General features: G+C 63.0%; 21 protein-coding genes and 1 riboswitch. Of the genes, 15 read left to right on the plus strand and 6 right to left on the minus strand.

From position 1 onward, the window contains the following. Positions 1–53 precede the first annotated feature (53 nt). The 8 genes from PF66_RS05770 to PF66_RS05805 are packed head-to-tail and all read left to right on the plus strand — an operon-like array spanning position 54 to position 8,837. A complete protein-coding gene (locus PF66_RS05770; RefSeq protein WP_054062113.1) occupies positions 54–1,811 on the plus strand; it encodes a carbamoyltransferase family protein in 1,758 nt (585 codons plus the stop codon). Continuing rightward, positions 1,795–2,925 carry a glycosyltransferase gene (locus PF66_RS05775; protein ID WP_054062114.1) on the plus strand — a complete coding sequence of 377 codons (1,131 nt, stop codon included), beginning with the start codon at positions 1,795–1,797 and terminating at the stop codon, positions 2,923–2,925. The genes PF66_RS05770 and PF66_RS05775 overlap by 17 nt, the downstream gene beginning before the upstream one ends. Then, positions 2,925–3,821 (plus strand): GNAT family N-acetyltransferase, encoded by an 897-nt coding sequence (locus PF66_RS05780; protein ID WP_054062115.1) that lies wholly within the window; start codon positions 2,925–2,927, stop codon positions 3,819–3,821. Before PF66_RS05775 ends, PF66_RS05780 begins: the two co-directional genes overlap by 1 nt. Beyond that, positions 3,818–5,230 (plus strand): PIG-L deacetylase family protein, encoded by a 1,413-nt coding sequence (locus tag PF66_RS05785; protein ID WP_054062116.1) that lies wholly within the window; start codon positions 3,818–3,820, stop codon positions 5,228–5,230. The genes PF66_RS05780 and PF66_RS05785 overlap by 4 nt, the downstream gene beginning before the upstream one ends. A 55-nt stretch (positions 5,231–5,285) precedes the next feature. After that, a complete protein-coding gene (locus PF66_RS05790; protein WP_054062117.1) occupies positions 5,286–6,170 on the plus strand; it encodes a DUF6625 family protein in 885 nt (294 codons plus the stop codon). Beyond that, positions 6,167–7,321 carry a glycosyltransferase family 4 protein gene (locus tag PF66_RS05795; protein WP_054056540.1) on the plus strand — a complete coding sequence of 385 codons (1,155 nt, stop codon included), beginning with the start codon at positions 6,167–6,169 and terminating at the stop codon, positions 7,319–7,321. The genes PF66_RS05790 and PF66_RS05795 overlap by 4 nt, the downstream gene beginning before the upstream one ends. Continuing rightward, a complete protein-coding gene (locus PF66_RS05800) occupies positions 7,318–8,202 on the plus strand; it encodes a glycosyltransferase (protein ID WP_054056541.1) in 885 nt (294 codons plus the stop codon). The genes PF66_RS05795 and PF66_RS05800 overlap by 4 nt, the downstream gene beginning before the upstream one ends. Positions 8,203–8,216: 14 nt before the next feature. After that, positions 8,217–8,837 (plus strand): CatB-related O-acetyltransferase, encoded by a 621-nt coding sequence (locus tag PF66_RS05805; RefSeq protein WP_054062118.1) that lies wholly within the window; start codon positions 8,217–8,219, stop codon positions 8,835–8,837. A 49-nt stretch (positions 8,838–8,886) separates the two neighbouring features. Here PF66_RS05805 and PF66_RS05810 read toward each other — a convergent pair whose 3' ends face one another. Next, the gene (locus PF66_RS05810; protein WP_054062119.1) at positions 8,887–10,746 is read right to left on the minus strand and encodes a bifunctional O-antigen ligase/aminoglycoside phosphotransferase family protein; all 1,860 of its coding nucleotides are present in this window, start codon (positions 10,744–10,746) and stop codon (positions 8,887–8,889) included. Positions 10,747–10,902: 156 nt separating this feature from the next. On the opposite strand from PF66_RS05810, the gene msbA reads away from it, so the two are divergent. The 4 genes from msbA to hldE all read left to right on the plus strand — a co-directional run bounded on the left by msbA (position 10,903) and on the right by hldE (position 15,727). Further along, positions 10,903–12,708 (plus strand): lipid A export permease/ATP-binding protein MsbA, encoded by a 1,806-nt coding sequence (msbA, locus tag PF66_RS05815; RefSeq protein ID WP_054056544.1) that lies wholly within the window; start codon positions 10,903–10,905, stop codon positions 12,706–12,708. A 186-nt stretch (positions 12,709–12,894) separates the two neighbouring features. Beyond that, a complete protein-coding gene (locus PF66_RS05820; RefSeq protein ID WP_054062120.1) occupies positions 12,895–13,599 on the plus strand; it encodes a sulfotransferase family 2 domain-containing protein in 705 nt (234 codons plus the stop codon). After that, positions 13,592–14,242: an adenylyl-sulfate kinase gene (cysC, locus tag PF66_RS05825; RefSeq protein ID WP_054056546.1), complete on the plus strand. Its 651-nt coding sequence runs from the start codon at positions 13,592–13,594 to the stop codon at positions 14,240–14,242. The genes PF66_RS05820 and cysC overlap by 8 nt, the downstream gene beginning before the upstream one ends. A 63-nt stretch (positions 14,243–14,305) precedes the next feature. Then, on the plus strand, positions 14,306–15,727 hold the full coding sequence (hldE, locus tag PF66_RS05830) for a bifunctional D-glycero-beta-D-manno-heptose-7-phosphate kinase/D-glycero-beta-D-manno-heptose 1-phosphate adenylyltransferase HldE (RefSeq protein ID WP_054056547.1): 1,422 nt from the start codon (positions 14,306–14,308) through the stop codon (positions 15,725–15,727). A 93-nt stretch (positions 15,728–15,820) separates the two neighbouring features. Here the strand turns inward: hldE and PF66_RS05835 are convergent, their stop codons facing one another. The 4 genes from PF66_RS05835 to PF66_RS05850 all read right to left on the minus strand — a co-directional run bounded on the left by PF66_RS05835 (position 15,821) and on the right by PF66_RS05850 (position 19,214). Next, positions 15,821–16,786, minus strand: coding sequence for a hypothetical protein (locus PF66_RS05835; RefSeq protein WP_054056548.1), 966 nt, complete (start codon positions 16,784–16,786; stop codon positions 15,821–15,823). Positions 16,787–16,827: 41 nt separating this feature from the next. Further along, on the minus strand, positions 16,828–17,640 hold the full coding sequence (locus PF66_RS05840; protein WP_054062121.1) for an aldo/keto reductase: 813 nt from the start codon (positions 17,638–17,640) through the stop codon (positions 16,828–16,830). Next, on the minus strand, positions 17,637–18,812 hold the full coding sequence (locus PF66_RS05845; RefSeq protein ID WP_054062122.1) for an NAD(P)/FAD-dependent oxidoreductase: 1,176 nt from the start codon (positions 18,810–18,812) through the stop codon (positions 17,637–17,639). The genes PF66_RS05840 and PF66_RS05845 overlap by 4 nt, the downstream gene beginning before the upstream one ends. 69 nt (positions 18,813–18,881) lie before the next feature. Continuing rightward, on the minus strand, positions 18,882–19,214 hold the full coding sequence (locus PF66_RS05850; RefSeq protein ID WP_054059392.1) for a DMT family transporter: 333 nt from the start codon (positions 19,212–19,214) through the stop codon (positions 18,882–18,884). Positions 19,215–19,324: 110 nt separating this feature from the next. Between PF66_RS05850 and PF66_RS05855 the strand changes: the two genes are divergently transcribed. Continuing rightward, the gene (locus PF66_RS05855) at positions 19,325–20,209 is read left to right on the plus strand and encodes a LysR family transcriptional regulator (RefSeq protein ID WP_054062123.1); all 885 of its coding nucleotides are present in this window, start codon (positions 19,325–19,327) and stop codon (positions 20,207–20,209) included. A gap of 22 nt (positions 20,210–20,231) precedes the next feature. After that, complete coding sequence (waaA, locus tag PF66_RS05860) at positions 20,232–21,527, plus strand: lipid IV(A) 3-deoxy-D-manno-octulosonic acid transferase (protein ID WP_054062124.1); 1,296 nt, start codon at positions 20,232–20,234, stop codon at positions 21,525–21,527. A gap of 44 nt (positions 21,528–21,571) precedes the next feature. On the opposite strand, the gene PF66_RS05865 is transcribed toward waaA, so the two are convergent. After that, positions 21,572–23,011 (minus strand): TolC family outer membrane protein, encoded by a 1,440-nt coding sequence (locus tag PF66_RS05865; RefSeq protein WP_054062125.1) that lies wholly within the window; start codon positions 23,009–23,011, stop codon positions 21,572–21,574. A gap of 187 nt (positions 23,012–23,198) precedes the next feature. Then, positions 23,199–23,304, plus strand: a riboswitch (TPP riboswitch). Positions 23,305–23,451: 147 nt separating this feature from the next. On the opposite strand from PF66_RS05865, the gene thiC reads away from it, so the two are divergent. After that, positions 23,452–25,341: a phosphomethylpyrimidine synthase ThiC gene (gene thiC / locus PF66_RS05870; protein WP_054062126.1), complete on the plus strand. Its 1,890-nt coding sequence runs from the start codon at positions 23,452–23,454 to the stop codon at positions 25,339–25,341. The last annotated feature ends 146 nt before the right edge of the window (positions 25,342–25,487 follow it).

The following is a 25,487-nucleotide window of genomic DNA, read 5'->3' on the forward strand; positions in this document are numbered from 1 at the left end:
TTTTCTCCAGGCGCATCGCCGCCTGCATGCAGACTTAAAGAGGCTAGACCCCTGTGGCATTGACGATTCTTGGCCTGTCCGGCGCCCTTAGCCATGATCCTTCCGCAGCCTTGTACATCGACGGCAAGCTGATCGCGGCCGCCGAGGAAGAACGCTTCGTACGCGACAAACATGCAAAGAACCGCATGCCCTACGAATCGGCGAAATTCTGCCTGGAGCAGGCCGGCATCAAGCCCTCGGACGTAGACGTGGTCGCGATTCCATTCGCCCCGATCAGCCTGTTCGGCAAGGCGCGCTGGCATTACGCCAAGCGTTACTGGTACGCCCCGGATCGCGCCCTCGATGCGATCCTGATGGGTAACCGTCGCTACAAGCGCTATCGCAAGAAGATCGTCTGGTGCCTGGAGCAGTTGGGCTTCGATCCGAAGAAGATCAGGATCGAACCGGTCGAGCACCACCTGGCCCACGCTTCCAGCGCCTATCACTGCTCCGGCTTCAAGGAGAAGACCGCGATCCTCGGGATCGACGGCAAGGGCGAGTACGCCACCACCTTCTTCGGCTACGGTGAAAACGGCAGGATCCACAAGATCAAGGAGTTCTTCGATCCGGACTCCCTGGGCGGCCTGTATGGCGCGATCACCGAATTCCTCGGCTTCGAAATGCTCGATGGCGAATTCAAGGTGATGGGCATGGCCCCTTACGGCGATGCCAGCAAGTACGACTTCTCGCGCTTGGCCTCTTTCGAGAATGGCGAGCTGGTGATCAACACCGAGTACGCCAACGTCATCGGCCTGCGTCGTTACAAGGAAAAGGGCAAGGGCTTCTACTTCTCGCCGAAGCTGATCGAGTGGCTGGGGCCCAAGCGCGAAGGCGACATTGCCGACGAGCCCTACATCCATTACGCGGCCAGCATGCAGGCACTGTTCGAGAAGCTGGCGCTGCAGATGATCGACCACTACCTGGGCGACGTTCTCAAGGAAACCGGCAAGCTGGCCTTCGCTGGCGGCTGTGCGCTGAACGTCAAGCTGAACCAGCGGATCATCGCCCGCGATGACATCAAGGAACTGTTCGTCCAGCCGGCTTCCGGCGACGCCGGTACCGCCGTCGGGGCGGCCGCTTACGTTTCTCACGCCCGCGGTGTGCCGGTGGAGAAGATGGAGCACGTCTACCTCGGCCCGTCCTACAGCAACGAAGACGTGATCGCGGCCTGCGCCCGTCACCCGAATGCGCCGAAGTGGCGCAAGCTGGACAACATGCCGGAGCAGATCGCCAAAATCATGGTCGACGGCAACCCGGTGGCCTGGTTCCAGGGCCGCATGGAATTCGGTCCGCGTGCCCTGGGCGGCCGCTCGATCATCGGTTGCCCGAGCGTCGCCGGCGTGGCCGACCGGATCAACCACCAGATCAAGTTCCGCGAGCGCTGGAGGCCTTTCTGCCCGTCGATGCTCGACACCGTTGCGCCACAGATGATCAAGATCGATCACCCGGCGCCGTTCATGACCTTCACCTTCGAAGTGGCCGAGGAGTGGAAGACCCGCGTGCCGGAAGTGGTCCACGAGGACGGTACTTCTCGGGCCCAGGTGCTCAAGCGCGAGTACAACCCGCGCTACTACGACATGATGAAGGCCCTGGAAGTGCTGACCGGCAACGGCGTGTCGCTGAACACCTCGCTGAACCGTCGTGGCGAACCGATGATCTGCTCGCCGACCGATGCCCTGAACATGTTCTTCGGTTCCGACCTGCAGTACCTGATCATGGAAGACATCCTGGTGGTCAAAGACGGCGCGGATGCTTATGACTCGCTCGGCTGAGCGCCATGTGCTGCAGTTCTGCCACGGATATGACGGGCCGTTCCTCGATTGCGCCCGTCAGTACGCCAGCCTGTTCAGCGGGACCGGCTATCGGGTGACCACGGTGTTTCTCACCGGTGTCGCCGATGCCGAGGTGGCCGCGGACTGTGCGTCGGACGAAGTGCTGTTCATGGAGTACAGCTCCAAGGCCATCCGGGGACTCAAGCTCGGCGCTATCGGCGACCTGCGCAAGATCGCCGCCTCGCGCGACTTCAGCTTCTGCATCGCCCATCGCTTCAAGCCGATCTACATCGCCCTGCTTGGCACGGCGTTGCCGGTTATCGGCGTACACCATGCGTTCGGTGACTATGTGCGGGGCAGCCGCAAGCTGTTTGCCCACCTGTTTCGCAAGCGCCTGAGCCTGCTCGGCGTTTCCGATGCCGTACGCGACGATATGCGCCAGTGCCTGCCGAAGTGGCCGACCGGGCGGATTCGTACGCTTTACAACCGTATCGACATCGAGGCATTGCAGGCTTCGCAGCTTCCGGCTGCCGAGGCGCGTGCCGCCCTGGGGCTGCCGGCTGACGCCTGGGTCGTCGGCAATGTCGGCCGGCTGCATCCGGACAAGGATCAGGCGACGCTGATTCGCGGGTTCGCCCAGGCTCTGGAGCGTCTGCCGGTCAACAGTCGGCTGGCGATACTCGGTACCGGACGCCTGGAGCAGAAACTGAAGGCGTTGGCCGCCGAGCTCGGGGTCGCCGAGCGTGTGCTGTTTCTCGGCCAGGTCCCGCAGGCTCGCCGTTACTTTCGTGGGTTTGACGTTTTCGCCCTGAGTTCCGATCACGAGCCGTTCGGCATGGTCCTGCTGGAAGCCATGGCTGCCGGTGTGCCCCTGCTGGCCACTGCCTGTGGGGGGGCCAGGGAAGTGGTCGAAGGTGTCGGGATTCTTTTCCCCCTCGGCGATGCCGAGCACCTGGCCCAGGGGCTGCAGCACCTGGCTGCGCTGGATGACGAGCAGCGCCAGGCCTGTGCCGAACGGATGCTGGCGCGGTTGCACGAGAGGTTCTCGGACCAGGCGGTCCGTGAGGCTTTCTGGCACCTGCCGCAAGTCACCGACCTGACGGCGGAGGCCTGATGCTCAACCTATTCCAGGGTTGGCGCGAGCGCGGCTGGTCGGTGGTGGATGCCGCGACCTACAGTGCCGCCTGGCAGCGTTTTGGTGGCAGCGTCGCGACGCACCCGCTGGTGGTCGACCGCCTGGCGCATCTGGCCGGGATTCCGGTGCGTTACCTGGCTTTCGAGCAGGGTGGCGAGCTGAAGGCGGCGATTGCGACCTGGGGTCGTGACCTGGCGTTGTCCAAGGACGTGCTCAAGCGCCAGGGCAAGAAGGGCCTGTTCGATCTCGGCAACGCCGAACTGATCCTGCCGGCGGCTGCCGGTGCGCTGGCGCCGTTGCGGCACCGTGGCCGTTATCTGTCCGAGTTGAATGCCGACCGGTTCAGCGGCCTGCAGGCGCAGACCGAACAGTTGGCGATGGCCCGCACGCCGGAGGACCTGTCGAAGAAGTTTCGCTACAACCAGCGTCGTGAACTGCGCCTGCTCGAAGAGGCGGGCGGCGTGGTGCGCCCGGTCGGCGAGTTTTCCAGTGCCGAACTGGCGGCGATCTATTGCGACCTGTTCCAGCGGCGCTGGGGTTTCGCGGCGACCGGCGCGGCACGCATGGCCGAGGTCATCGAGTTGCTGCGCGAACTGCTGATCGGTTCGGTGATCTTTCTCAACGATGCGCCGATCGCGGTGCAACTGATCTACCGCGTCGAGGCGCCCGAGTGGATCAGTGTCGAGTACATCAACGGCGGCGTCGATCCCGAGACCCGGGCATTCAGCCCGGGCAGCGTGCTGAGCTTCCTCAACACCCAGAGTGCCTGGGAAGATGCCCGCGCGCTGGGCAAGGCGCTGCGCTTTTCGTTCGGGCGTGCGGACCGTGAGTACAAGGATCGCTGGTGCAACCCCGTGCCGGTGTTCAGGATATGAGCCGTAAACAGCAGTTGCTCAAGCGTCATCGCCGTAACAAGCGACTGACGCTGTTGATCGGCCTGGTGCTGTTGGTCGCGGTCGGCCTGCTGGTGGCCTGGTGGCTGCCGCTGGTCCTGGCACTGCTGGCCTGGGTTGCCCATGAAGCCTGGTTTGCCGATCACCTGTTCTATTCCCCGGGCGACGATTATCAATATGCCTTTCCCGAGGGCAGTGAGCAGGTCGCTGGCCGTCTCGACGGTGGGCTGTTGAAACTGGACGATGCCCTTGCACTGGACGGCGAGGAAACCCTGATCCTGGCGGTCAGGCTCAAGAGCCGCTGGCTGGGGCGCTTCCTCGATCCGGCAGTCGAAATCGAGAGCGCGCAATCCTCCGATCGCCAGGCATTCGAGCGCGGCGTCAATGGTTTGCGCTATCTCAACCTGGGTGGCTTTGCCCCGGCGCTGACCAGGGGCTCGTTGCGTTTGCGCGGGCGTTTCTGTCGTTTGCTCGGTGAGCCGGTGCTGTGGGTTTTCCGCCAGCCGGACCTGCGGCGGCAGCGGGTCATGGTGATCGCTCCCCATGCCGACGATGCCGAGTTGGCGGCCTACGGTCTGTACAGCCAGGCTGATGAAACCTGGATCGTGACCCTGACCGCGGGCGAAATCGAAGCCGAGCATTACCAGGCGATGGGCTTGCCCCGTGCCGAGGCGGCTCGCCTGAAGGGGCGGCTGCGGGCCTGGGACAGTATCGCGGTGCCGCGTTGGGCCGGTGTACCGCAGGAGCATTGCGTGCAGCTCGGCTATTTCTGCCTGCAACTGCCGGCCATGCAGGCCGCACCGGACCAGCCGGTGGCGTCCCGCGAAGCCGAGCTCGACGATATCCGCCTGTTCCGCCAGCTCAATCCGTTCACCCTCCCCGGTGATCGCGATGGTGTGCCCAGTTGGAACAACCTGCTGGCCGACCTGCGCGAGCTGCTGAGCCGGGCCCGGCCGCAGGTAATTGTGTTACCGCATTTTTCACTTGATCCGCATCCGGATCACATCTGCGCCCAGGCGGCGGTGATGCAAGCGTTGCAGGGATTGGAGTGGCAGCCGACCACGCTGCTGGGCTATGCCAACCACCTGCATGACAATGATCGCTGGCCCATGGGCGATTCAGGCGCGGGAGTCGCCTTGCCGCCGGTCTTCGATCCGGCGCTGGTGCTGCAACCCTATAGTCTGTCGCTGTCGCTGGAGCAGCAGCGCGACAAGGCCATGGCATTGGGCATGATGCATGATCTGCAACCACGTGCTCCGTTCAAGCGGCGACTGCGACGTTCGATACAGTGGCTTCTGGCTAGTAGGGTACAATCCCCCTACGGCGAGAACGAGTTCTTTCGAAAGGCGGTCAGAAGGCATGAATTGCTCTGGTTGCTCGAGCGTCGGTAATGCCCCTTGGGACAGAGTGTTCCCTTGAGTTCCAGAAGCCTGCAGTGAGTTGCCAATGACCCGTCCAGACCCGCGTATTCTGTTCATCATTCCCTATTTCGGGCGCTGGCCGTTCTGGATGCCGTTCTTTCTGGAAAGCTGCCGATACAACCCGGATATTGACTGGCTGCTGTTCAGCGATTGTGGGGTGCCGGAGGATACGCCGCCCAATGTCACTATCGAGAGCATGAGTTTCGACAATTACTGCCAGTTGGTCTCCCGCCGACTGGAGATCGATTTTGCCCCGAAGGCCGCCTACAAACTCTGTGATATCAAACCGGCCCTGGGATATATCCATGCCGATCGTCTGGAAGGCTATGACTTCTGGGCATTCGGTGATATCGACCTGGTGTATGGCAACCTGCGCGAGTATTTCACCGCCGAGCGCCTGGCCGGTTACGATCTGTTCTCCACTCATGAGCGCCGGGTAGCCGGCCATTTGTGCCTGATGCGCAACACCGCGCGCAAACGCGAGGTGTTCATGCAGATCAGGAACTGGCGCGAACGCTTTACCGACCATGAGCATCATGCACTGGATGAGGGGGCATTCAGTCGCATTTTCCTGTGGCGCAAGAACTTCCCGAAACCGTTGTTCGATCTGGTGGGCAAGTTCAACCCCTGGCGGCGGCGTAGTGAATTCACCGAATGTTTCAGCACGCCGGGCGGCGTGATCAAGTGGCATGATGGAACCTGTAACTTTCCGAGCCGCTGGTACTGGCGCAACGGGCGCCTGACCAATGATCGCGATGGCGAGCGCTCTTTTCCATATTTTCACTTTGTGTGCTGGAAGCGTAATGAGTGGTCCAGGCTACCTGAAGCCGACCCCGGGCAACTCCGGCTGCTGGCCCGGGAACCGGCGTGGACCATCGATGCGACAGGGTTTCAGCGGGGAGATTTATGAGTCAACGTTTCAAGGTCCTGCAACTGCAGCCGGACTACAACGTCAAGTCGCACGATTTCGCCGACCTGGCCGAGCAGATCGTCAAGGCCCTGCCTGTCGAGCGTTTCGAGGTCACGGCGGCATTCCTGCGTGGGCGTCCCGGGCCGGGCGAGCCTGTCAGCCGGGCTGATCGCTCGGTGTATTTCGAATTCTCCGACAGCGCCCTCAAGGGCATGCGTCTCAGGGCGATGTGGCAGCTGTACAAGTTCTGCCGCAGGGAGAAATTCGATGTCGTGGTGTGCAACCGCTTCAAGCCGGTGAACATGCTGCTGCAACTCAATCGTTGGCTGAAGATTCCCTTGTGTATCGGCATTTCCCACGGTTTTGGCGAGTACGACCGTTTCTATCGGCGGCGGCAGACCCAGGGCCTGATCGACCGGAGCTGGCGCTTCGTAGGCGTCTCGCCTGCGGTGAAGCAGTATCTGCTGGACTGCCGTTGCGGTTTCACCGATGCCAATACCTACGCGATCACCAATGCGATCGATATCCAGCAGGCCGAGGGTCTGCAGCATTCCCGTGAGCGGGCCCGGGAACTGCTGGGACTGTCGCCCTCGGCACGCCTGGTCGGTGCGCTGGGACGGCTGGTGCCGGTCAAGGGGCATACCTATCTGCTCCAGGCCTTTGCCGCGCTCAAGGACAAGTATGCCGAAGCTCAGCTGGTGATTATCGGTGCCGGACGCGAGGAGGCTCGCCTGCGCCAGGAGATCGAGCGCCTCGGCCTGGATGGTCGTGCCCACTTGCTCGGTTTCCGCGAGAACGCCTTGCAGTACGTCCGAGCGTTCGATATCTGGACCATGCCTTCCCTCGCCGAAGGGCTGGGCCTGGCGCTGCTGGAGGGCATGAGCGGGCACCTGCCGGTCATCGCATCCAGCGTACCGGCCATGCTGCCGCTGATCCAGGGGGCGGGTGGCCTGGCGGTGGAACCGGCGAATGTGCCGGCCCTGACGGCGGCCCTGGACAGCTACCTTGGTCTGTCGGACGAGGCGTTGCGCGCCAAGGGTGAGCAGAGCTACCGCTATCTGCAGGACCAACACGATATCGAGGTATTCCGTCGGCAATACCTGGAGTTGATTGAATCAGGCCTGGCTCAGGCTGGTAAGGAACATCCATGACAGACGCCCAGCCTCTGGTGACGGTGATCATCGCTTCGTACAACCACGGTCCCTACATTGAGCAGAGCATTCTCAGCGTGCTCAACCAGACCTACCCGAACATCGAGTTGCTGGTGGTCGATGACGGCTCCACCGATGACAGTGTCGAGCGTATTCGCCGCCTGCAGGCAGAGCATGGTTTCGATTTCCAGGTCCAGCAGAACCAGGGCCTGACCAATACGCTCAACGGTGCCATCGCACGCTCCCATGGCAGCCTGATTGCGCCGTTCGGTTCCGATGACATCATGCTGCCCGAGCGTATCGCCGTGCAGGTCGCCCATATGGACGGCAAGCCTGAGGTGGGAATCTGCGCAGGCAATATCGAGCTGATCGACTCCGAGGGCAACCTGTTTCCAGAGAAGCGCCAGCGCCGTGACGTACCGTTCCGGCGTCTGGATTTCGATGACATGTTCCTCGAGCGCAAGCCCTATCCGCCGGCTCCCACCTTGCTCATCCGTCGCGAGGCGCTGGAAAAGGTTGGCGGGTTCGATCCGCAGATCCGTCTCGAGGACCTGCTGATCGAGTTGAAGATCACCCGCGCCGGCTACTTCATCGATGGCCTGGGTGTGCTGATGGCCCGTTATCGCAAGCACGCCACCAACTCCTACAAGAACCACCGGTTCATGATCGACAGCATCCTGCGCACCTATGCGCTGTTCAGCGATCACCCCTTGTACGATCAGGTGCGTTACAAGTTCCTCAACTCGATGTTCCTGAAAACCTCCAATCGTGATCGCAAGCTGGCTCGCGAACTGTTGGCGCAGATTCCGTTCAAGGCCTGGACGGGTAAAACCTGGAAGGCTCTGGCGCGGTTGTACTTTTCGCCGCTGGAAAAGAGTTGAACGGAGCTTGAGGCATGGGCTGGATTCAGCGGTTTCTCGAAAAAAGGGCTAAGCGGGCCATCCGCAAGCTCCCAAAGATAGAGCGTGGCGCCGCGCGTTTCAGGCAGCGTTATCCCGATTATGGTTTTGGCCGGGGAAGTTATGGTCTGCCACAGGTCCATGACTGGCAGGAAGGCTCGACCCTGAACATCGGCGCCTACTGCTCGATTGCCGAAGGGGTACAGATATTCCTGGGTGGTCATCACCGGGCCGACTGGGTGACCACCTTTCCATTCCCCGCCATGGTTTCGCAGGCCGCACATATCAGCGGGTACAGTGGGACGCATGGCGACGTGACGATTGGCAACGATGTATGGTTGTGCTCCAACTGCACGCTGTTGTCAGGGATTACGGTAGGAACCGGGGCGATTGTCGCGGCGGGTGCCCTGGTGACCCGGGATGTCGAGCCTTACGCGGTAGTGGGCGGGAATCCGGCTCGTTTCCTGCGCTGGCGTTTTCCCGAGGAACAACGTCATGCCCTGCTGGCCAGTGCCTGGTGGGATTGGCCGGAAGAGGAGCTGCACGGTCTGGCGGACAAGCTGTGCAGCGATGACATCGAGAGCTTCCTGGAGTACGCCCGGCAGCGCCGGGGCTGACCTCCTGCAATCGGTCGCGGCACCTTTACGGGTCGGCGACCGACACTTCTCAGGCCTTGGCGGTCTGGTTCAGCAGTTGTGCTTCCTTGCGCAGCGAGGTGACCGACCTGTCGGAAGCCGTCGAGGCATAGCCCTTGAGCAGTGCCGGCAACTGCTCTTCGAAAAGCCAGCCACGGTCTTCCCGATAGCGCTGCATATGGCGCAGGTTGCGCTGGCGTAGGGCTTGTCGGAGAGGCGAGGGGTAGACCCGCATGTCCGCCAGGTCGATCAGGCCGAACTCGCCATCTTCCAGCAGCAGCACGTTGCCCAGGTGCAGTGAGCGGAAATAGACACCGCGCTCATGCAATTGCCCCAGGAACCTGCCGAAGCGCTCGACCAGTGCTTCGCGCACCGCCGCCGAGCCCATCGACTGCAGAACCTGGCGGAGCGTCTGGCCTGGCAATGGCCGGTAATGCACCGCCGTGCTGCCATTCTTGAGGTGATAAAGACCGATGATCTCCGGGGTCTGGATACCCATGGCACGCAGACGGTCGCTGTTTATCGCAAAACGTTCCGACTGTGGATTGAAACCGCCGGAACTGTAGAAACGGCGGGAGCGGAAGAGCTTCAGGTAGTCTCCGTTCTGCAGGCACAGCACCTTGGGACCCAGTCCGTCCTCCTCAATGACCCGGGCATCCCGGGCCAGTCCGGCGAAGGAGTTTGCATCCAGGTACCGTACTGGCCTGTCCAGCAGGCGTCGGGTGCGCCGCGCGACGGTCAGGGCGAGGATCAGGGCCAGGGGGACCCAGAGCAGGTACCAGTGCTCCTTGGGGCGGGACAGTGTGCCGCCACCTTCGGTGAGTCCGGCGCCGATGCCGAATACCAGCCAGCTGGAGGCCAGGATGAACAGTGGTTGGACACGTTGCCGCCAACTGCTCAGCAGGCCCCAGCCAAGCATGAAAATCCAGGGCAGGAAACCGATGATCCCGGCATAGAAGAGTACGCCGAGGGCGAAGTTGTGAGGCTCGCTCAGATTGTAACCGACCCCGGGATCGATACTCAGTTCGGCGTTGTAGCCATGTCCGACCCAGGGATGGAAGGCGATCTGCTCCAGGGTCATGCGCCACAGTTCGAAGCGGAACGAGTTGCCACGTTCGAAAAGCATCCCGGAGAAGAAGGTGAAGACCACGATGGCACTGGCCAGCATCGCTCCCAGCACCATCAGCGAGCGCCGGTTCCAGCAGATGAAGCTCAGCCACAGGGCTGCCAGGGTCAGTGCGACCAGGGGAGTTCGCGAACCGGTGGCGAGCACGGCGCAGAACATGATCAGCAGTGCCGGCAGGCTCAGCAGCAGTGTCTGCGGGCGTTTGCAGAGCATGCTCAGGCTCATCCAGTAGACGCAGAAGAAGCCGAAGACATGGGAGCTGAGCAGTGGGTTGTCGAAGGCCCCGGCGCCCACCATGCGCAGGTCCGGTGTATGGGTCCGCCAGAATATGTAGAGGTTGTACAGGGTAGCGCACAGGCCGATGATGGCGGCGCTGAAGATCAGCGGTTGCAGACTGTCCGGGCGGTAGCGCACCAGCAGGCTGCAGCCTATGAAGAGCATCAGGGTGTGCAGTGGCGGCTTTGTGTCGCTCAGGGCATCCGGTACGGGTGGGCTCCACAGCAGGCTGAGGATGGTCCACAGGGCGAAGGTCACGATGGCGATGAACAGCGGCTCGCGGACCAGTTCCTTGAGTTCCCGTGGGCGCAGCAGCAGGGCGATCAGGGCGGGTGCACTGAACAGGGCGTAGTAGATCTTGTGATGCGCGCTACGGCCCGGGAGAAAGAACATGTCGCTCAACAGCAGCAGGTAGCCCAGGGGCAGCAGCCAGAGACAGATGAAATCGAAAACTCGGTTGGAGGCGTTATTCAAGCCACTGAATTGCATGCTGAAAAGTCATTCCGAAAGATGAAAGGCCATACTAACGCACTGGCTATTTAATGTCGTCCGCCAGGTGGGCGGTGGGCTTGAGCCAAGTGGCAGTCAGTACAACAGAGAAGCTGTGCTAAAGTCAGCCTCCTTTTTCAATTACCGCCGCGTGACATGACCGACTCCAGTCTCTCCGCAAGCCCGTCGAGCTTGAAAGTCTACTTCCGTCTGCTGAGCTATGTACGTCCCTACATAGGACTGTTCATGCTCAGCATCGTCGGTTTCCTGATTTTCGCTTCGACGCAGCCAATGCTGGGTTACATCCTCAAGTATTTTGTCGATGGCCTGTCCAATCCCGAAGCCGCGCTGTTTCCCAACGTGCCCTATCTGCGCGACCTGCAGTTGCTGCAGGCCGTGCCGCTGCTGATCATCCTGATCGCCGCCTGGCAGGGGCTGGGTTCGTACCTGGGGAACTACCTGCTGGCCAAGGTCTCTCTCGGACTGGTTCACGACCTGCGGGTCCAGCTGTTCAACAACCTGCTGACCCTGCCGAACCGCTACTTCGACCAGCACAACTCCGGCCATCTGATTTCACGTATCACCTTCAACGTCACCATGGTGACCGGGGCCGCCACCGACGCGATCAAGGTCGTGGTTCGTGAAGGCATGACGGTGATTTTCCTGTTCGTTTCCCTGCTCTTCATGAACTGGCGTCTGACTCTGGTCATGGTCGCCATCCTGCCGCTGATCGCGCTGATGGTACGCACGGCGAGCAAGAAGTTTCGCAAGCAGAGCAAGAAGATCCAGGTGGCGATGGGCGATGTGACCCATGTGGCGTCCGAGACCATCCAGGGCTACCGTGTCGTGCGCAGCTTCGGTGGCGAAACCTATGAGCAGAAACGCTTCCTGAAGGCCAGCCAGAGCAACACCGACAAGCAACTGCGCATGACTCGCACCGGTGCGATCTATACGCCGATGCTGCAGTTGGTAATCTACATTGCCATGGCGGTGCTGATGTTCCTGGTGCTCTACTTGCGCGGCGATGCGTCGGCGGGCGACATGGTGGCCTACATCACCCTGGCGGGTCTGTTGCCAAAGCCGATTCGTCAGTTGTCGGAGGTCAGTTCGACCATCCAGAAAGGCGTGGCGGGTGCCGAGAGCATATTCGAGCAACTGGACGTCGCACCGGAAGTGGACCATGGCACCCTCGAGCGGGACAAGGTCGAGGGCCGCCTGGATGTGCGTAACCTGAGCTTTACCTATCCGGGCACCGACCGTCTGGTGCTGGACGACATTTCGTTCAGTGTCGAACCGGGCCAGATGGTGGCGTTGGTGGGGCGCTCCGGCAGTGGCAAATCGACCTTGGCCAGCCTGATTCCGCGGTTCTATCACCATGAACAGGGCGAGATCCTGCTCGACGGCATCGAGGTCGAAGACTATCGGTTGCTGAACCTGCGCCGGCATATCGCCCAGGTGACCCAGCATGTCACGCTGTTCAGCGATACGGTCACCAACAACATCGCCTATGGCGATCTGGCGGGTGCCCCTCGCGAAGACGTCGAGCAGGCTGTGCGCGACGCCTACGCCAAGGACTTCATCGATCAGTTGCCCAAGGGCCTCGATACCCAGGTCGGCGAGAACGGCGTCCTGCTCTCCGGCGGCCAGCGCCAGCGTTTGGCGATTGCCCGGGCGTTGCTCAAGAACGCGCCACTGCTGATTCTCGATGAGGCCACCTCGGCACTCGATACCGAGTCCGAGCGGCATATCCAGGCTGCTCTGGACAAGGTCATGAAGGGTCGTACCACCCTGGTGATCGCCCACCGGCTGTCGACCATCGAGAAGGCCGACCTGATCCTGGTGATGGATCAGGGGCGTATAGTCGAGCGTGGTACTCATGCCCAGTTGCTGGAAAAAAATGGCTATTACGCACGGCTGCATGCCATGGGGCTGGATGAGTCGGCCCCCGCCGGGACCGCGTGAGTCAATAGCCCGGGAGCGCAGTGTCGCTTCCGGGCAGTTGCGGTGCGCAATGCGCCGCGAGTTTGTATCCGGATACTTACCCAGCTTGACCATCGCTAAATATTTTCTGCTACCTGACATTGTTATGGTTCGGCAACGAATCATCGATATCAACGGAGGGGCTATCCCTTCCGCGCAGGTACTGGAATGTTGCAGCGCTACCTATGGAAGCTGATGCCCAAGGCTCAGCGAGAATTTCTGCTGGGGCGTCTCCCGGTTGTCGACCGGCAGGTCATCAACAAGGTCATGTCCGGCAATGTGCAGTTTCCCCAGCCGTTCACCGAGCGTGCCTGTCTGTTCATCCATGTTCCCAAGTGCGCCGGCAGCAGTGTGTGTGGTGCCTTGTTCGGCGGTTGGCACCCCGGGCATCTGCCTTTGCACTGGTATGAGCATCAGTTCCCCGAGCAGTACGCCAGGAGCTTCAAGTTCGCTTTCGTGCGTGAGCCGTTGGAGCGGGCCTATTCGGCTTTCGCCTTTCTCAGGGGCAACGAGCCATGCCGGCGGGATATGTCTGCGCACAACCTGGTGAGTTCATACCGCGACTTCGACGATTTCGTCTATCGCTGGCTGCATCCCGAGAATGTCAGGAAGCAATTGCATTTCGCCCCCCAGACGGACTTTCTGGTCGGCTCGCTCGGTCATCTGGAGCTGGACTTCATCGGTCGCCAGGAGCATCTGGAGCAGGATTTCCGCTCCGTCTGCGAGCGGATTGGCATCGCCTCGACCCTGCCTCACCTCAATCACTCACGCCAACGACGCGTGGAGCCGGTGAAGGAGTTCTGTTCGGTGAGAACCCGCCGACTGGTTCGTCGCGTCTACCAACGAGACTATGAGTTACTGGGCTATGAATAGACTGGCAACGATCCCCCTGGAAAGACCGCAGATCCGCCCCTACACCCTGGCGCTTTCCACGGCGCAGCGGGCGGCGATCAAGCACCAGCGGCCCTGCTGCATCTGGCTGACCGGCTTGTCGGGAGCGGGCAAGTCGACCCTGGCCAATGCCCTCGAAGTGCAACTCAATCAGCGCGGCCTGCATACCTTCCTGCTCGATGGCGACAACGTGCGCAACGGCCTGTGCAGCGACCTTGGCATGTCTGCGAAGGCTCGCAAGGAAAACATCCGGCGGGTGTCCGAGGTGGCACGGCTGATGGTCGATGCCGGGTTGATCGTGATCGTCTCGGCGATTTCACCGTTTCGTGCCGAGCGTGATCAGGCCCGCTCGCTGTTCGCGCCGCAGGCGTTCTCCTGCGTCTATGTCAGCACACCCTTCGACGTCTGTTCCCGGCGCGACCCCAAGGGGCTCTACAAGGCGGCCCTGGCCGGGCGGATCAAGGACTTCACCGGGCTCGACAGCCCTTACGAGGTGCCCCTCGATGCCGATTGCGAAATCGACACGACCTCGCTGACGCTGGAAGCCTCGACCCGGCGCCTGCTGGATTTTCTGATCAATAAAGGTGCAATTTCCAATGGCGAAGCCACTCACTTGAAGCCATAGGCTAGCCTGGGGCCACCCTGTGTTAATATCGCGCCCCTGTTCATTTTGTATGTGGGTTGCTCCATGAAGTTGTCCATGCCGCGATTCGATCAAGCCCCTGTCTTGGTGGTCGGCGATGTCATGCTCGACCGTTACTGGCATGGTGGTACCTCACGGATTTCCCCTGAGGCGCCGGTACCGGTGGTCAAGGTCGAGCAGATCGAGGATCGTCCGGGCGGTGCTGCCAACGTTGCCCTGAACATTGCCGCGCTGGGTGCGCCGGCGTCCCTGGTGGGTGTCACCGGTGACGACGAGGCCGCCGACAGCCTGAGCAACAGCCTCAAGGGCGCGGGCGTGCGCGCGCTTTTCCAGCGTATTGCGCACCAGCCGACCATCGTCAAGCTGCGGGTCATGAGTCGTCATCAGCAGCTGTTGCGGATCGATTTCGAAGAACCGTTCGCCACCGATGCCCTGGCGTTGGGTGCAGAAGTGGATGGCCTGCTCGAAGGCATCAAGGTATTGGTGCTGTCCGACTACGGCAAGGGCGCGCTGAAAAACCATCAGGCGCTGATCCAGGCTGCGCGGTCGCGGGGTATTCCCGTGCTGGCCGATCCCAAGGGCAAGGACTTCTCGATCTATCGCGGAGCCAGCCTGATCACGCCGAATCTCAGCGAATTCGAAACCATCGTCGGCGGTTGTGCCGATGAGCACGACCTGGTTTCCAAGGGCGCGCAGCTCATGCAGGACCTCGATCTGGGAGCCCTGCTGGTCACCCGTGGCGAGCACGGGATGACCCTGTTGCGCCCCGATCATCCGGCCCTGCACCTGCCGGCCCGGGCACGTGAGGTGTTCGATGTGACCGGTGCCGGCGATACGGTGATTTCCACCCTGGCAGCGGCGATCGCCGCTGGCGAGGACCTGCCCCATGCCGTGGCCCTGGCCAACCTGGCGGCAGGTATCGTGGTCGGCAAGTTGGGTACGGCGGCCATCAGTGCGCCGGAGCTGCGTCGTGCCATCCAGCGCGAGGAAGGTTCCGAGCGCGGTGTGCTGGGGCTCGAACAGTTGCTGCTGGCAGTGGATGACGCGCGGGCGCACAACGAGAAGATCGTGTTCACCAACGGTTGTTTCGACATCCTCCACGCCGGCCATGTGACCTATCTGGAGCAGGCGCGGGCCCAGGGCGATCGGCTGATCGTTGCGATCAACGACGATGCCTCGGTCAGTCGTCTGAAAGGCCCGGGGCGGCCGATCAACAGCGTCGATCGGCGCATGGCGGTCCTGGCCGGCCTGGGTGCGGTGGATTGGGTGATCAGCTTCCCGGAAGGCACTCCGGAAAACCTGCTGGCCCAGATCAAGCCCGATGTTCTGGTCAAGGGTGGGGACTACGGTATCGATCAGGTGGTCGGTGCCGACATCGTCAAGGCCTACGGCGGTACGGTGAAGGTGTTGGGGCTGGTGGAAAACAGCTCGACCACGGCGATCGTCGAGAAGATCCGCAGCAACTGAGGGTGACCGGCTCCTGCAGGAGCCGGGTTTATCCGCGAACAGCGGCATAACGGATTCACCGTCCGTTACCCGACCCGCGCGGTTGCGCCGCTGTCAGCGCCCGGCCTTGGCCGGTACCATCTTGCGCAGAAGCTGCCGGGCCTTGCCGGTCAGGCGCCTGAACCTCGAGTCCTTTTCCGGTTCCGTCAGCCCCTGCTGGCGGACCCAATCCTTCCAGCGCACCCGCTCATCGCGCACCAGCCAGCCATCCTGGCGGGCAAAGCTTTCCGCCAGATACAGGCCGCGCGTGCTGGCGGCAATCAACTGATCCTTCTTCAGGGTATACAGCTCGGCACAGGGCTGGCCGTCCTTCAATGGCATCAGGTACAGGTCGGGCCGGGAGCGGTTCAGGCGCGCCACCAGTTCATCGTTTTCCAACCGCTCGTCGACATGGAACAGGCTCAGGGGCTTGGCCTCCCGAGGTACGTCCAGGCGCAGGTCGTAGATCAACTGCAGCGATGCGGTCGGCAGGTGCACATAGGCCCGCGGCCGCTCCAGCAGCTGTTGGGCGCCACAGCGTACCGGCAAGGCCGAGCCGGACAGCGGCGTCAGGCGAAACGGCAGCGCCTCGCGGTAGTGCAGCGCGGCGGAATAGGGCGTCGGCAGCCAGGTGTCATTGAACCGCCCGCTGAGCCAGCCTTCCGGTGTTTCCAGCAGGCATTCCTCGGCGATCTCCTGGATGGCGGTGTGCAGCGGCAGGTTCAGTTCCTGGGCCGGGACATAGCCGGAAATCAGTTTGAGTACCACGTCGCCGCGGTCCTGCCGGCGCTGGCGGACCAGTACCCAGTAGTCGCGGTTCTGCCAGTGCAGGGTGAGCCGCACCGAAACCCCGAGGTTGGCCAGTTCCACGGCAAAACGTCCGGCATCGGCGACGTTCACCGGCTTGCGCCTGTGCAGGATCTGCGCAAAGTTCAGCGGCATCCCGACGCTCTGGTAGCTCAGGCCTTCGGGAGTCGCTTCGACGAACAGGGGCAGGGTCTTGAAGTTGCTGGGGTTCTTTCTGATCAGTGTTCGCGGCATGTCGGCTCCTTCTTGCGTCGGGGTCGGCCGCGTGGGCGGCATCAGTTCTGGCGAATGACCCGGGCTACGGTTGCCACATTATGGGCCAGGTGCAGCGGATTGATGGTACCGACGATAGCGCTGGCGACACCGGGATGCCCGAACAGCAACTCGAAGCTGGCGCGTACCGGATCGACACCTGGGCTCAGGCAGGCATGACCGCTGGCCAGGGCCTTTTTTACCAGAATCGCCTTGCCGTGGGCAGCTGCATAGTCAATGACCGCTCTTTCGGCCTGTTCGTTCAGATTGTAGGTGACCATCGCGCAATCGCCCTGCTCAAGAGATTTCAGGCCACCCTCGACGGTTTTTCCGGAAAAGCCGAAGGCGCGGATCTTGCCTTCGCGCTTGAGGCCGGCCAGGGTCTGGTAGACATCGCTCTGTTCGAGGATTGCCAGGTCGTTGCCGTCGGAGTGGACCAGCACCAGGTCGATGAAGTCGGTTTCCAGGCGTTGCAGGCTGCGCTCCACGGAAAGACGGGTATGCCCGGCGCTGAAGTCGTGGCGCGACTGGCCAGCCTCGAATTCCTCGCCGACCTTGCTGACGATCACCCATTCATGGCGCTGCCCACGCAGCAGCGGGCCGAGGCGTTCCTCGCTACGGCCGTAGGCCGGGGCGGTGTCGATCAGGTTGATGCCCAGGTCGCGGGTCAGCTTGAGCAGTTGGCGAGCGTCCTGGTCGTCGGGGATCTGGAAGCCGCTAGGGTATTTGACGCCCTGGTCGCGGCCCAGTTTCACGGTGCCCAGGCCCAGTGGCGAGACGCTCAGGCCGGTGCTGCCCAGGGGCCGGTGCAGGTCGTGCAGGGTTGGCTGGCTCATGGCAGCAGTTGCTCCCAGGCGGTTTGCGTGAGGGGCGGGCGTGGCAGCTGCGGCAGTGCCGGCGGATGGCTCGGCTGGATAGCGTCGCGCTGCAGGCTGGCGATGACCCGGTCGGCGAAGTCCGGGGCCAGCGCCAGCTTCGTCGGCCAACCGACCAGCAGGCGCCCGTCTTCGGCGAGAAAGGCATTGTCCGGGCGGGTCAGGCCCGATTGCTGGGGTTCGGCGCGGTCGACCCGCAGGGTGGCCCAGCGGCTCTGGCTCTGGTCGATCCAGGGCAACAGGTTGTCGAGCTCCTTGCGCGCGGCGGCGATCTGTTCGGCGCTGTCGCGCGCCACACCGTCGGCTTCGGCGATATCGCCGCCGAGGTACCAGACCCATTGGCCATCGGCCGCCGGATGGCTGGTCACGGTGATCCTTGGCTTGGGACCGCCGCCCAGGCAATGGGCGTACAGCGGCTTGAGACTCGGGCCCTTGACCAGCACCATGTGCAGCGGGCGTTTCTGCATCGCCGGCTGGCTCAGGCCCAGCGCGCCCAGCAGCTCGGCGTTGCCGGCCCCGGCACTGAGCACGATGCGCTGGGCGCGGATTTCGCGGTCATCGACGCGCAGGCCGACCAGTTGCCCGTCTTCGCGCAGCGGTTCGATTTTCTGCCCGGCGAGCAGGCCATCGCCCGCCAGTTCGGCCAGGCGTGCAATCAGGCTGGGGACGTCGACCACCAGTTCGGCCAGGCGATAGACCTTGCCCTTGAAGCGCGGGTTCTGCAGGGCCGGTGGCAACTGGTCGCCCTTGACCTGGTCGACCCGGCCGCGCACGGCCTTGCTGGCGAAGAAGCTGGTGAGGTTGCCGGCCAGGGTGCCGGGGGACCAGAGGTAATGGGCGTCCGACAGCAGGCGTACGCCGGTGAGGTCGAGTTCACCGCTGCCGGCCAGGGCCTCGCGCCAGCGGCGCGGCATGTCGGCGATGGCTTCCGAAGCGCCGGTCAGTGCGCCATGCAGCGCGTACTTGGCGCCGCCATGGATGATGCCCTGGGACTTCACGCTCTGGCCACCGCCCAGGCTGGCGCTTTCCACCAGCACCGTCGAAAAGCCCTGGCGGCGCAGGCGCGCATTCAGCCAGAGGCCGGCGACGCCGGCGCCGACAATCAGGACATCGGTGGATATAGCGGATGGCATGCAGCGACCTCGGTTGTTCTGACTAAGGCCGCAGTATACAGGTTCGCAAGAGGCGTCGACGGCCTGCCATCAATGCCCGGCGGTTTTCGAGAACAGCTGGATCACCACCACGCCGAGCACGATCAGCGCCATGCCGAGCATGGCCGGCACATCCAGCTTCTGGCCGTAGAGGAACAGCGCGGCGACGCTGACCATCACGATGCCCATGCCGGCCCAGACCGCGTAGGCCACACCTACCGGCACCGTGCGCACCACCAGGGTGAGCATCCAGAAGGCGGTGGCATAGCCGACGATGATCAGGGCCAGGGGCAGTGGTGTGCTCAGGCCCTTGACCGCTTTCATGGAGACAGTGGCGATGACTTCGGCGCAAATGGCGATGGCGAGGTAGTAGTAGGCATTCATGAAGTGATCTCCCCTATCTTTTGGGCCTGCTGATGAGGTCGGCATTTTAGCGGTCGCCCAGATGGGGTAAAGTCATTACCTATCTGTATAGAAGATAGGTTGGTCCACCCATGCAATGGAATCTGGAGCAGATGCGGCTGTTCGTCGAGGTCGCCGAGCGGCGTTCTTTTTCTGCAGTGGCCCGTCATCAGCGCAAGGCCCAATCGGCTGTCAGTTCGGCGATTGCCCTGCTTGAGGATGACCTCGGTGTGCTGCTGTTCGAGCGCAGCAGCGGCCGCCAGCCGCGGCTGACGGCGGCGGGGGAGTCGCTGCTGGAGGAAGCGCGCGAAGTGCTGCGTCAGTGCGAGCGCCTCAATGGGCGGGCCCTGTCGCTGATGCGGGGTCAGGAAGCCTGTCTGCGTCTGGCACAGGATGAGGCGATGCCCTACCAGTCGGTGGTCGACAGCCTGGAAGCCCTGGCCAACCGCTTTCCCAATCTCGAGGTGCAATTGACCAGCGCGGCCCAGGGCGATGTGGCGCGCAAGCTGGTGGAGCGACGTGCCGACCTGGGCCTGCTGTTCTACCACGACCAGATTCCCGAAGCCCTGGAGCGACGGGTGCTGGGCAGTATCGAGATGGTCACGGTATGCGGCGTCGGCCACCCGATGGCGGAGTTGGCACGGGTCAATTGTCAGCAACTGGCCCAGCACCGGCAGTTGCTGATGTCGACGCAGTCGAGTGTCTACCCCGGCAGCGAGGCGGCCAGCCCACAGGTCTGGCGGGCCGACAGTTTCTACGTGATGGCTGAATGGTTGATCCGCGGCCTGGGCTGGGCCTGGCTGCCGCGTCACGTGGTGCAGTATCCGACGTACCAGGGGCAGATGGTCGAGCTGGCCAGCGAGTGGACGCCGCCGGCGCTGGTCGTCGAACTGGTCTGGCGTCGCGACGAGCCCCTGGGGCCGGCAGGACGCTGGTTGGCCGAGCGTTTTGCCGAACACTTGCAGGCGATCGGCTGAAAACACAGTAAACTCCGTGGCCATGAATAGAACTCTCTACACCTTGCTGTTTCATCTGGGGCTGCCGCTGGTGGCCGTGCGTCTGTGGCTGCGGGCGCGCAAGGCGCCGGCCTATGCCCGACGGATCTGCGAACGTTTCGCCCGGGGGCTGCCGCCGATGCGCCCGGGCGGGATCTGGGTGCATGCGGTCTCGGTGGGCGAGAGCATTGCCGCCGCACCGATGATCCGGGCGCTGCTGGCACGCTACCCGGATTTGCCGATCACCGTGACCTGCATGACGCCTACCGGCTCGGAGCGAATCCAGGCGCTGTTCGCCAATGAGCCGCGTATCCAGCATTGCTACCTGCCCTACGACTTGCCCTGGGCGGCGGCGCGTTTCCTCGACATGGTACGCCCCCGGCTGGCGGTGATCATGGAAACCGAGCTGTGGCCCAATCACATCCACCAATGCGCCCGGCGCGGGATTCCGGTGGCCCTGGCCAATGCGCGGCTGTCGGCGCGCTCGGCCAGGGGCTATGCCCGCTTTGCCCGGTTGACCCGGCCGATGCTCGAGGAAATGAGTCTGATCGCGGTGCAGACCAAAGCCGAGGCCGAGCGTTTCCGGCAGTTGGGGGCGCGGGCCGAGTCCGTCGAGGTCACCGGTTCGATCAAATTCGACCTGAGCGTCGATCCGCAACTGCTGGTGCGGGCCGCCGAGTTGCGCGAGCAGTGGCAGGCGCAACAGCGTCCGGTGTGGATTGCCGCGAGCACTCACGAAGGCGAGGACGAGGTGATCCTGGCGGCACATCGGCAATTGCTGGGCAGTTACCCGGATGCCTTGCTGATTCTGGTGCCGCGCCACCCCGAGCGTTTCCACAGCGTCTTTGAACTCTGTCGCCAGCAGGGTTTCACGACGGTCCGGCGTTCAACCGCGGAACCGGTGGGGGCGCAGGATTCGGTGCTGCTCGGTGACACCATGGGCGAACTGCTGTTTCTCTATGCCCTGGCCGACAGTGCCTTCGTCGGCGGCAGCCTGGTGCCCAATGGCGGCCACAACCTGCTGGAGCCGGCGGCCCTGTGCAAGCCGGTCCTGAGCGGGCCGCACCTGTTCAACTTCCTCGAGATCGCCGCGTTGATGCGCGAGGCGGGTGCGCTGCAGGAAGTCGATGATGCCGAGGGGTTGGCAGTGGCCGTGCGGAGTCTGTTCGAGCTGCCACAGGACGCCCGCCGGATGGGCGAGGCGGGGCTGAAGGTGATGCAGGCCAACCAGGGCGCGTTGCAGCGCCTGCTGGATGGGCTTGCGCGCCTGCTTGCGGGAGCAGGATCCATCCGCGAGTAATCCTTTTAAGGCCGCCCAAGGCTTCGCGGATAAATCCGGCTGCGTCAGCGTTGCGATGGCGCCTTGAGGTTGGCCGATGCGGCTTTCGCCAGGTCCGGCGGCAGGAAGTCCTTGTCCGGGTTGTAGTCGGCCTTCAGGTAGCGCGACAGGGCACTCAGGTCGTCCGGGCTCAAGGTGCCCGCCGCCTGCTTCAGGCGCAGGTTGTCGAGAATGTAGTCGTAGCGGGTGTTGTTGTAGTCGCGCACCGAGGTGTACAGCTGGCGCTGGGCATCGAGCACGTCGACGATATTGCGCGTACCCACCTGGTAGCCGATCTCGGTCGCTTCCAGTGCACTCTGGTTGGAGATGATCGACTGCTTGCGGGCCTGTACCTGCTCCACGTCGGTGTTGACCGCACGATGCAGGTTGCGGGTGTTCTCCACCACCTGGCGGCGCAGGGCTTCACGCTGCTGTTCGGTCTGGCTCAGGCGCGAATAGGACTCGCGCACCTGGGAACTGGTCAGGCCGCCGCTGTACAGCGGGATGTTCAGTTGCAGGCCGACGGTGGTCTGCTTCACCGGCCCGCCATAGTTCTGGCCCAGGGTATTGGGGTTGGTCAGGCCGAAACCGTCGTTGTCGCCGGCCTGATACTGGGCGACGGCATCGAGGGTCGGGGCGTGGCCGGCCTTGCGCTGCTTGAGGGTTTCCTCCGCTGCGCTGACCGCGTAGTTGCTCGCCAGCAGGTTCAGGTTCTGTTTGGCCGCGGTATCGACCCAGGCCTTGGCGTCGTTCGGAGTCGGGGCCAGCACCGGCAGGGTATGGACAATCCCCTGGATCGAGTTGTACTGACGGTTGGTCAGGGTGATCAGGGCTTCGAACGCATCCTCGACCTGGCGCTGGGCGACGATGCGGTTGGCTCGCGAGGTGTCGTAGCTGGCCTGGGACTGCAGGACGTCGGTCTTGTCCGACAGGCCGACGTCGAAGCGTTCGTTGGACTGGTCCAGCTGGCGCTTGAACGCCGCTTCCTCGGCCTTGGTCGAGGCCAGGGTGTCCTGGGCGCGCAGCACCGCGAAATAGCGTTCGGCGCTCTGCAGGATCAGGTTCTGTTCGGTGGCCGAGAGTTGCAGCGCGGCCTGTTCGTTGACGTCCTTGGCCGCCTGGAGCTGGAACCAGCGGTCGGCGCGGAAGATCGGCTGGCTCAGGGTGGCCTGGTAGACATTGGCGCTGCGGTTGGTGGTCACCGAGGGCCGGTCGATCGAGGTGTGCACGTTATTGCTGCTGGCGCCGGCCGACAGGTTCGGCAGCAATCCGGCCCGGGCCTGGGGCACGACTTCCTTGCGCGCGTCGTAATCGGCGCGGGCGGCGGCCAGGTCGGCGTTGTTGTCCAGGGCTTCCTGGTAGACGCTGACCAGGTCGGTCTTGGTCGACAAGGGCGCTTCAGCTGCCCAGACCAGTCCGTTGGTCGCACAAGACACGGCCAGGGCCAGTGATAGTTTGCGCAGCATGAGGCGATCCTTGGAGTAAATATTACGGTTGTAATTCGGGGCCGAGGCTAATGTGCGCCGGGCGTAGCGTCAAGCCGTAGGCGAGTGTAGTTGTCGTCGGGGCTCGCAACAATCCTGCATATCGGCCATTTATCCAGACGGATACGAGGGTGGTGGCGTTATGTCGCGGTCTTGGTCTACACTCGCCGCGTTCTTGTCGGGGTGCCTTGCTGTGAGGCTGAGATCGGATAATTCCGGATCCCGTTGAACCTGATCAGGTTAGCGCCTGCGTAGGGAACAAGATTGCTCGTCTCCCGGCGAGTCCTCTTGTGCCGCGCCCGGGATGTTGTTCGACAATCGAACAGCGCAGGTCCGGGCAAGGCACAGCGCCAGTCATGGTGCGTCCGTGCATTTCAGGTTCGTCCCGACAATCCACCTGGATGCAGTCTGGAGAGCCCGTGATGAGTACAAGATTAAAAGACGCCGCGAACCTCAGCGATTCGGCCAAGGTCGACGAGCAGTCGGTTCAACCCTTTCCCCGCTCGCAAAAAATCTACGTCCAGGGTTCGCGCCCGGATATCCGCGTGCCGATGCGCGAAATCAGCCTCGATGTGACCCCGACCGATTTCGGCGGCGAGATCAATGCGCCGGTGCTGGTCTACGATACTTCCGGCCCGTACACCGACCCGAACGTGACCATCGACGTGCGCAAGGGCCTGGCCGATGTCCGCTCGCCGTGGATCGACAGCCGTGGCGACACCGAGCGCCTGGCGGGGCTGAGCTCTAATTTCGGCCAGCAGCGCCTGGCCGATCCGGAACTGACCAAGCTGCGCTTCGCCCACGTCAACAACCCGCGCCGGGCCAAGGCCGGGGCCAACGTCACCCAGATGCACTACGCCCGCCAGGGCATCATTACCGCCGAGATGGAATACGTCGCCATCCGCGAGAACCTCAAGCTGCAGGAAGCCCGCGCCGCCGGCCTGCTCGACCAGCAGCACGCCGGCCACAGCTTTGGCGCGAGCATCCCGAAAGAGATCACGCCCGAGTTCGTCCGCGAGGAAATCGCCCGCGGCCGGGCGATCATCCCGGCGAACATCAACCACGTGGAGCTGGAGCCGATGATCATCGGCCGCAACTTCCTGGTGAAGATCAACGGCAACATCGGCAACAGCGCCCTGGGCTCTTCCATCGAGGAAGAAGTGGCCAAGCTGACCTGGGGGATCCGCTGGGGCTCGGACACGGTCATGGACCTGTCCACCGGCAAGCACATCCATGAAACCCGCGAGTGGATCATCCGCAACTCGCCGGTGCCGATCGGCACCGTGCCGATCTACCAGGCCCTGGAGAAGGTCAACGGCGTGGCCGAAGACCTGACCTGGGAGCTGTTCCGCGACACCCTGATCGAACAGGCCGAGCAGGGCGTCGACTATTTCACCATTCACGCCGGCGTGTTGCTGCGCTATGTGCCGCTGACCGCCAAGCGGGTCACCGGGATCGTCTCCCGTGGCGGTTCGATCATGGCCAAGTGGTGCCTGGCGCACCACAAGGAAAACTTCCTCTACACCCATTTCGAGGAAATCTGCGAAATCATGAAGGCCTACGACGTCAGCTTCTCGCTGGGCGATGGCCTGCGTCCGGGCTCGATTGCCGATGCCAACGACGAAGCGCAGTTCGGCGAGCTGGAAACCCTCGGCGAGCTGACCAAGATCGCCTGGAAGCATGATGTGCAGTGCATGATCGAAGGCCCTGGCCACGTGCCGATGCAGTTGATCAAGGAGAACATGGACAAGCAGCTGGAGTGCTGCGACGAGGCACCGTTCTACACCCTCGGCCCGCTGACCACCGACATCGCACCGGGCTACGACCACATCACCTCCGGCATCGGTGCGGCGATGATCGGCTGGTTCGGCTGCGCCATGCTCTGCTACGTCACGCCCAAGGAGCACCTGGGCCTGCCGAACAAGGATGACGTGAAGACCGGGATCATCACCTACAAGATCGCCGCCCACGCCGCCGACCTCGCCAAGGGGCATCCGGGGGCGCAGATCCGCGACAATGCGCTGAGCAAGGCGCGCTTCGAATTCCGCTGGGAAGATCAGTTCAACCTCGGTCTGGACCCGGACACCGCCCGTGCGTTCCACGACGAGACGCTGCCCAAGGATTCGGCCAAGGTCGCGCATTTCTGTTCCATGTGCGGGCCGAAGTTCTGCTCGATGAAGATCACCCAGGAAGTCCGCGACTATGCGGCCAACCAGCGGATCGAGGCGGTCGATGCGGATGCGGTGCAGGGTATGGCCGAGCAGGCCGAGCGCTTCAAGCGCGAGGGCAGCCAGTTGTACCGGAAGGTCTGACCGGGCAGCTATCGGGGCGTCCGTGAGGGCGCCTTCGCGGGCAAGCCACGCTCCTACAGTGCCATGTCGTATGCAGGTCCCACGTACGACGCTGCACTGTAGGAGCGTGGCTTGCCCGCGAATAGCCCCTCAAGCGCGCCATCGCC

Source organism: Pseudomonas asplenii, from assembly GCF_001293465.1.
In the GTDB taxonomy this organism is placed as follows: domain Bacteria; phylum Pseudomonadota; class Gammaproteobacteria; order Pseudomonadales; family Pseudomonadaceae; genus Aquipseudomonas; species Aquipseudomonas fuscovaginae_B.

Bases quoted from the DNA above. Each gene is read 5' to 3' on its own strand.
- thiC (WP_054062126.1), top strand. From the start codon at position 23,452: ATGAGTACAAGATTAAAAGACGCCGCGAACCTCAGCGATTCGGCCAAG.
- waaA (WP_054062124.1), top strand. From the start codon at position 20,232: ATGAATAGAACTCTCTACACCTTGCTGTTTCATCTGGGGCTGCCGCTG.
- PF66_RS05780 (WP_054062115.1), top strand. From the start codon at position 2,925: ATGCTCAACCTATTCCAGGGTTGGCGCGAGCGCGGCTGGTCGGTGGTG.
- PF66_RS05835 (WP_054056548.1), bottom strand. From the start codon at position 16,786: ATGCCGCGAACACTGATCAGAAAGAACCCCAGCAACTTCAAGACCCTG.
- PF66_RS05805 (WP_054062118.1), top strand. From the start codon at position 8,217: ATGGGCTGGATTCAGCGGTTTCTCGAAAAAAGGGCTAAGCGGGCCATC.
- hldE (WP_054056547.1), top strand. From the start codon at position 14,306: ATGAAGTTGTCCATGCCGCGATTCGATCAAGCCCCTGTCTTGGTGGTC.
- PF66_RS05850 (WP_054059392.1), bottom strand. From the start codon at position 19,214: ATGAATGCCTACTACTACCTCGCCATCGCCATTTGCGCCGAAGTCATC.
- PF66_RS05795 (WP_054056540.1), top strand. From the start codon at position 6,167: ATGAGTCAACGTTTCAAGGTCCTGCAACTGCAGCCGGACTACAACGTC.
- PF66_RS05865 (WP_054062125.1), bottom strand. From the start codon at position 23,011: ATGCTGCGCAAACTATCACTGGCCCTGGCCGTGTCTTGTGCGACCAAC.
- PF66_RS05775 (WP_054062114.1), top strand. From the start codon at position 1,795: ATGACTCGCTCGGCTGAGCGCCATGTGCTGCAGTTCTGCCACGGATAT.
- PF66_RS05845 (WP_054062122.1), bottom strand. From the start codon at position 18,812: ATGCCATCCGCTATATCCACCGATGTCCTGATTGTCGGCGCCGGCGTC.
- PF66_RS05820 (WP_054062120.1), top strand. From the start codon at position 12,895: ATGTTGCAGCGCTACCTATGGAAGCTGATGCCCAAGGCTCAGCGAGAA.
- PF66_RS05785 (WP_054062116.1), top strand. From the start codon at position 3,818: ATGAGCCGTAAACAGCAGTTGCTCAAGCGTCATCGCCGTAACAAGCGA.
- PF66_RS05800 (WP_054056541.1), top strand. From the start codon at position 7,318: ATGACAGACGCCCAGCCTCTGGTGACGGTGATCATCGCTTCGTACAAC.
- PF66_RS05855 (WP_054062123.1), top strand. From the start codon at position 19,325: ATGCAATGGAATCTGGAGCAGATGCGGCTGTTCGTCGAGGTCGCCGAG.
- msbA (WP_054056544.1), top strand. From the start codon at position 10,903: ATGACCGACTCCAGTCTCTCCGCAAGCCCGTCGAGCTTGAAAGTCTAC.
- cysC (WP_054056546.1), top strand. From the start codon at position 13,592: ATGAATAGACTGGCAACGATCCCCCTGGAAAGACCGCAGATCCGCCCC.
- PF66_RS05840 (WP_054062121.1), bottom strand. From the start codon at position 17,640: ATGAGCCAGCCAACCCTGCACGACCTGCACCGGCCCCTGGGCAGCACC.
- PF66_RS05790 (WP_054062117.1), top strand. From the start codon at position 5,286: ATGACCCGTCCAGACCCGCGTATTCTGTTCATCATTCCCTATTTCGGG.
- PF66_RS05810 (WP_054062119.1), bottom strand. From the start codon at position 10,746: ATGCAATTCAGTGGCTTGAATAACGCCTCCAACCGAGTTTTCGATTTC.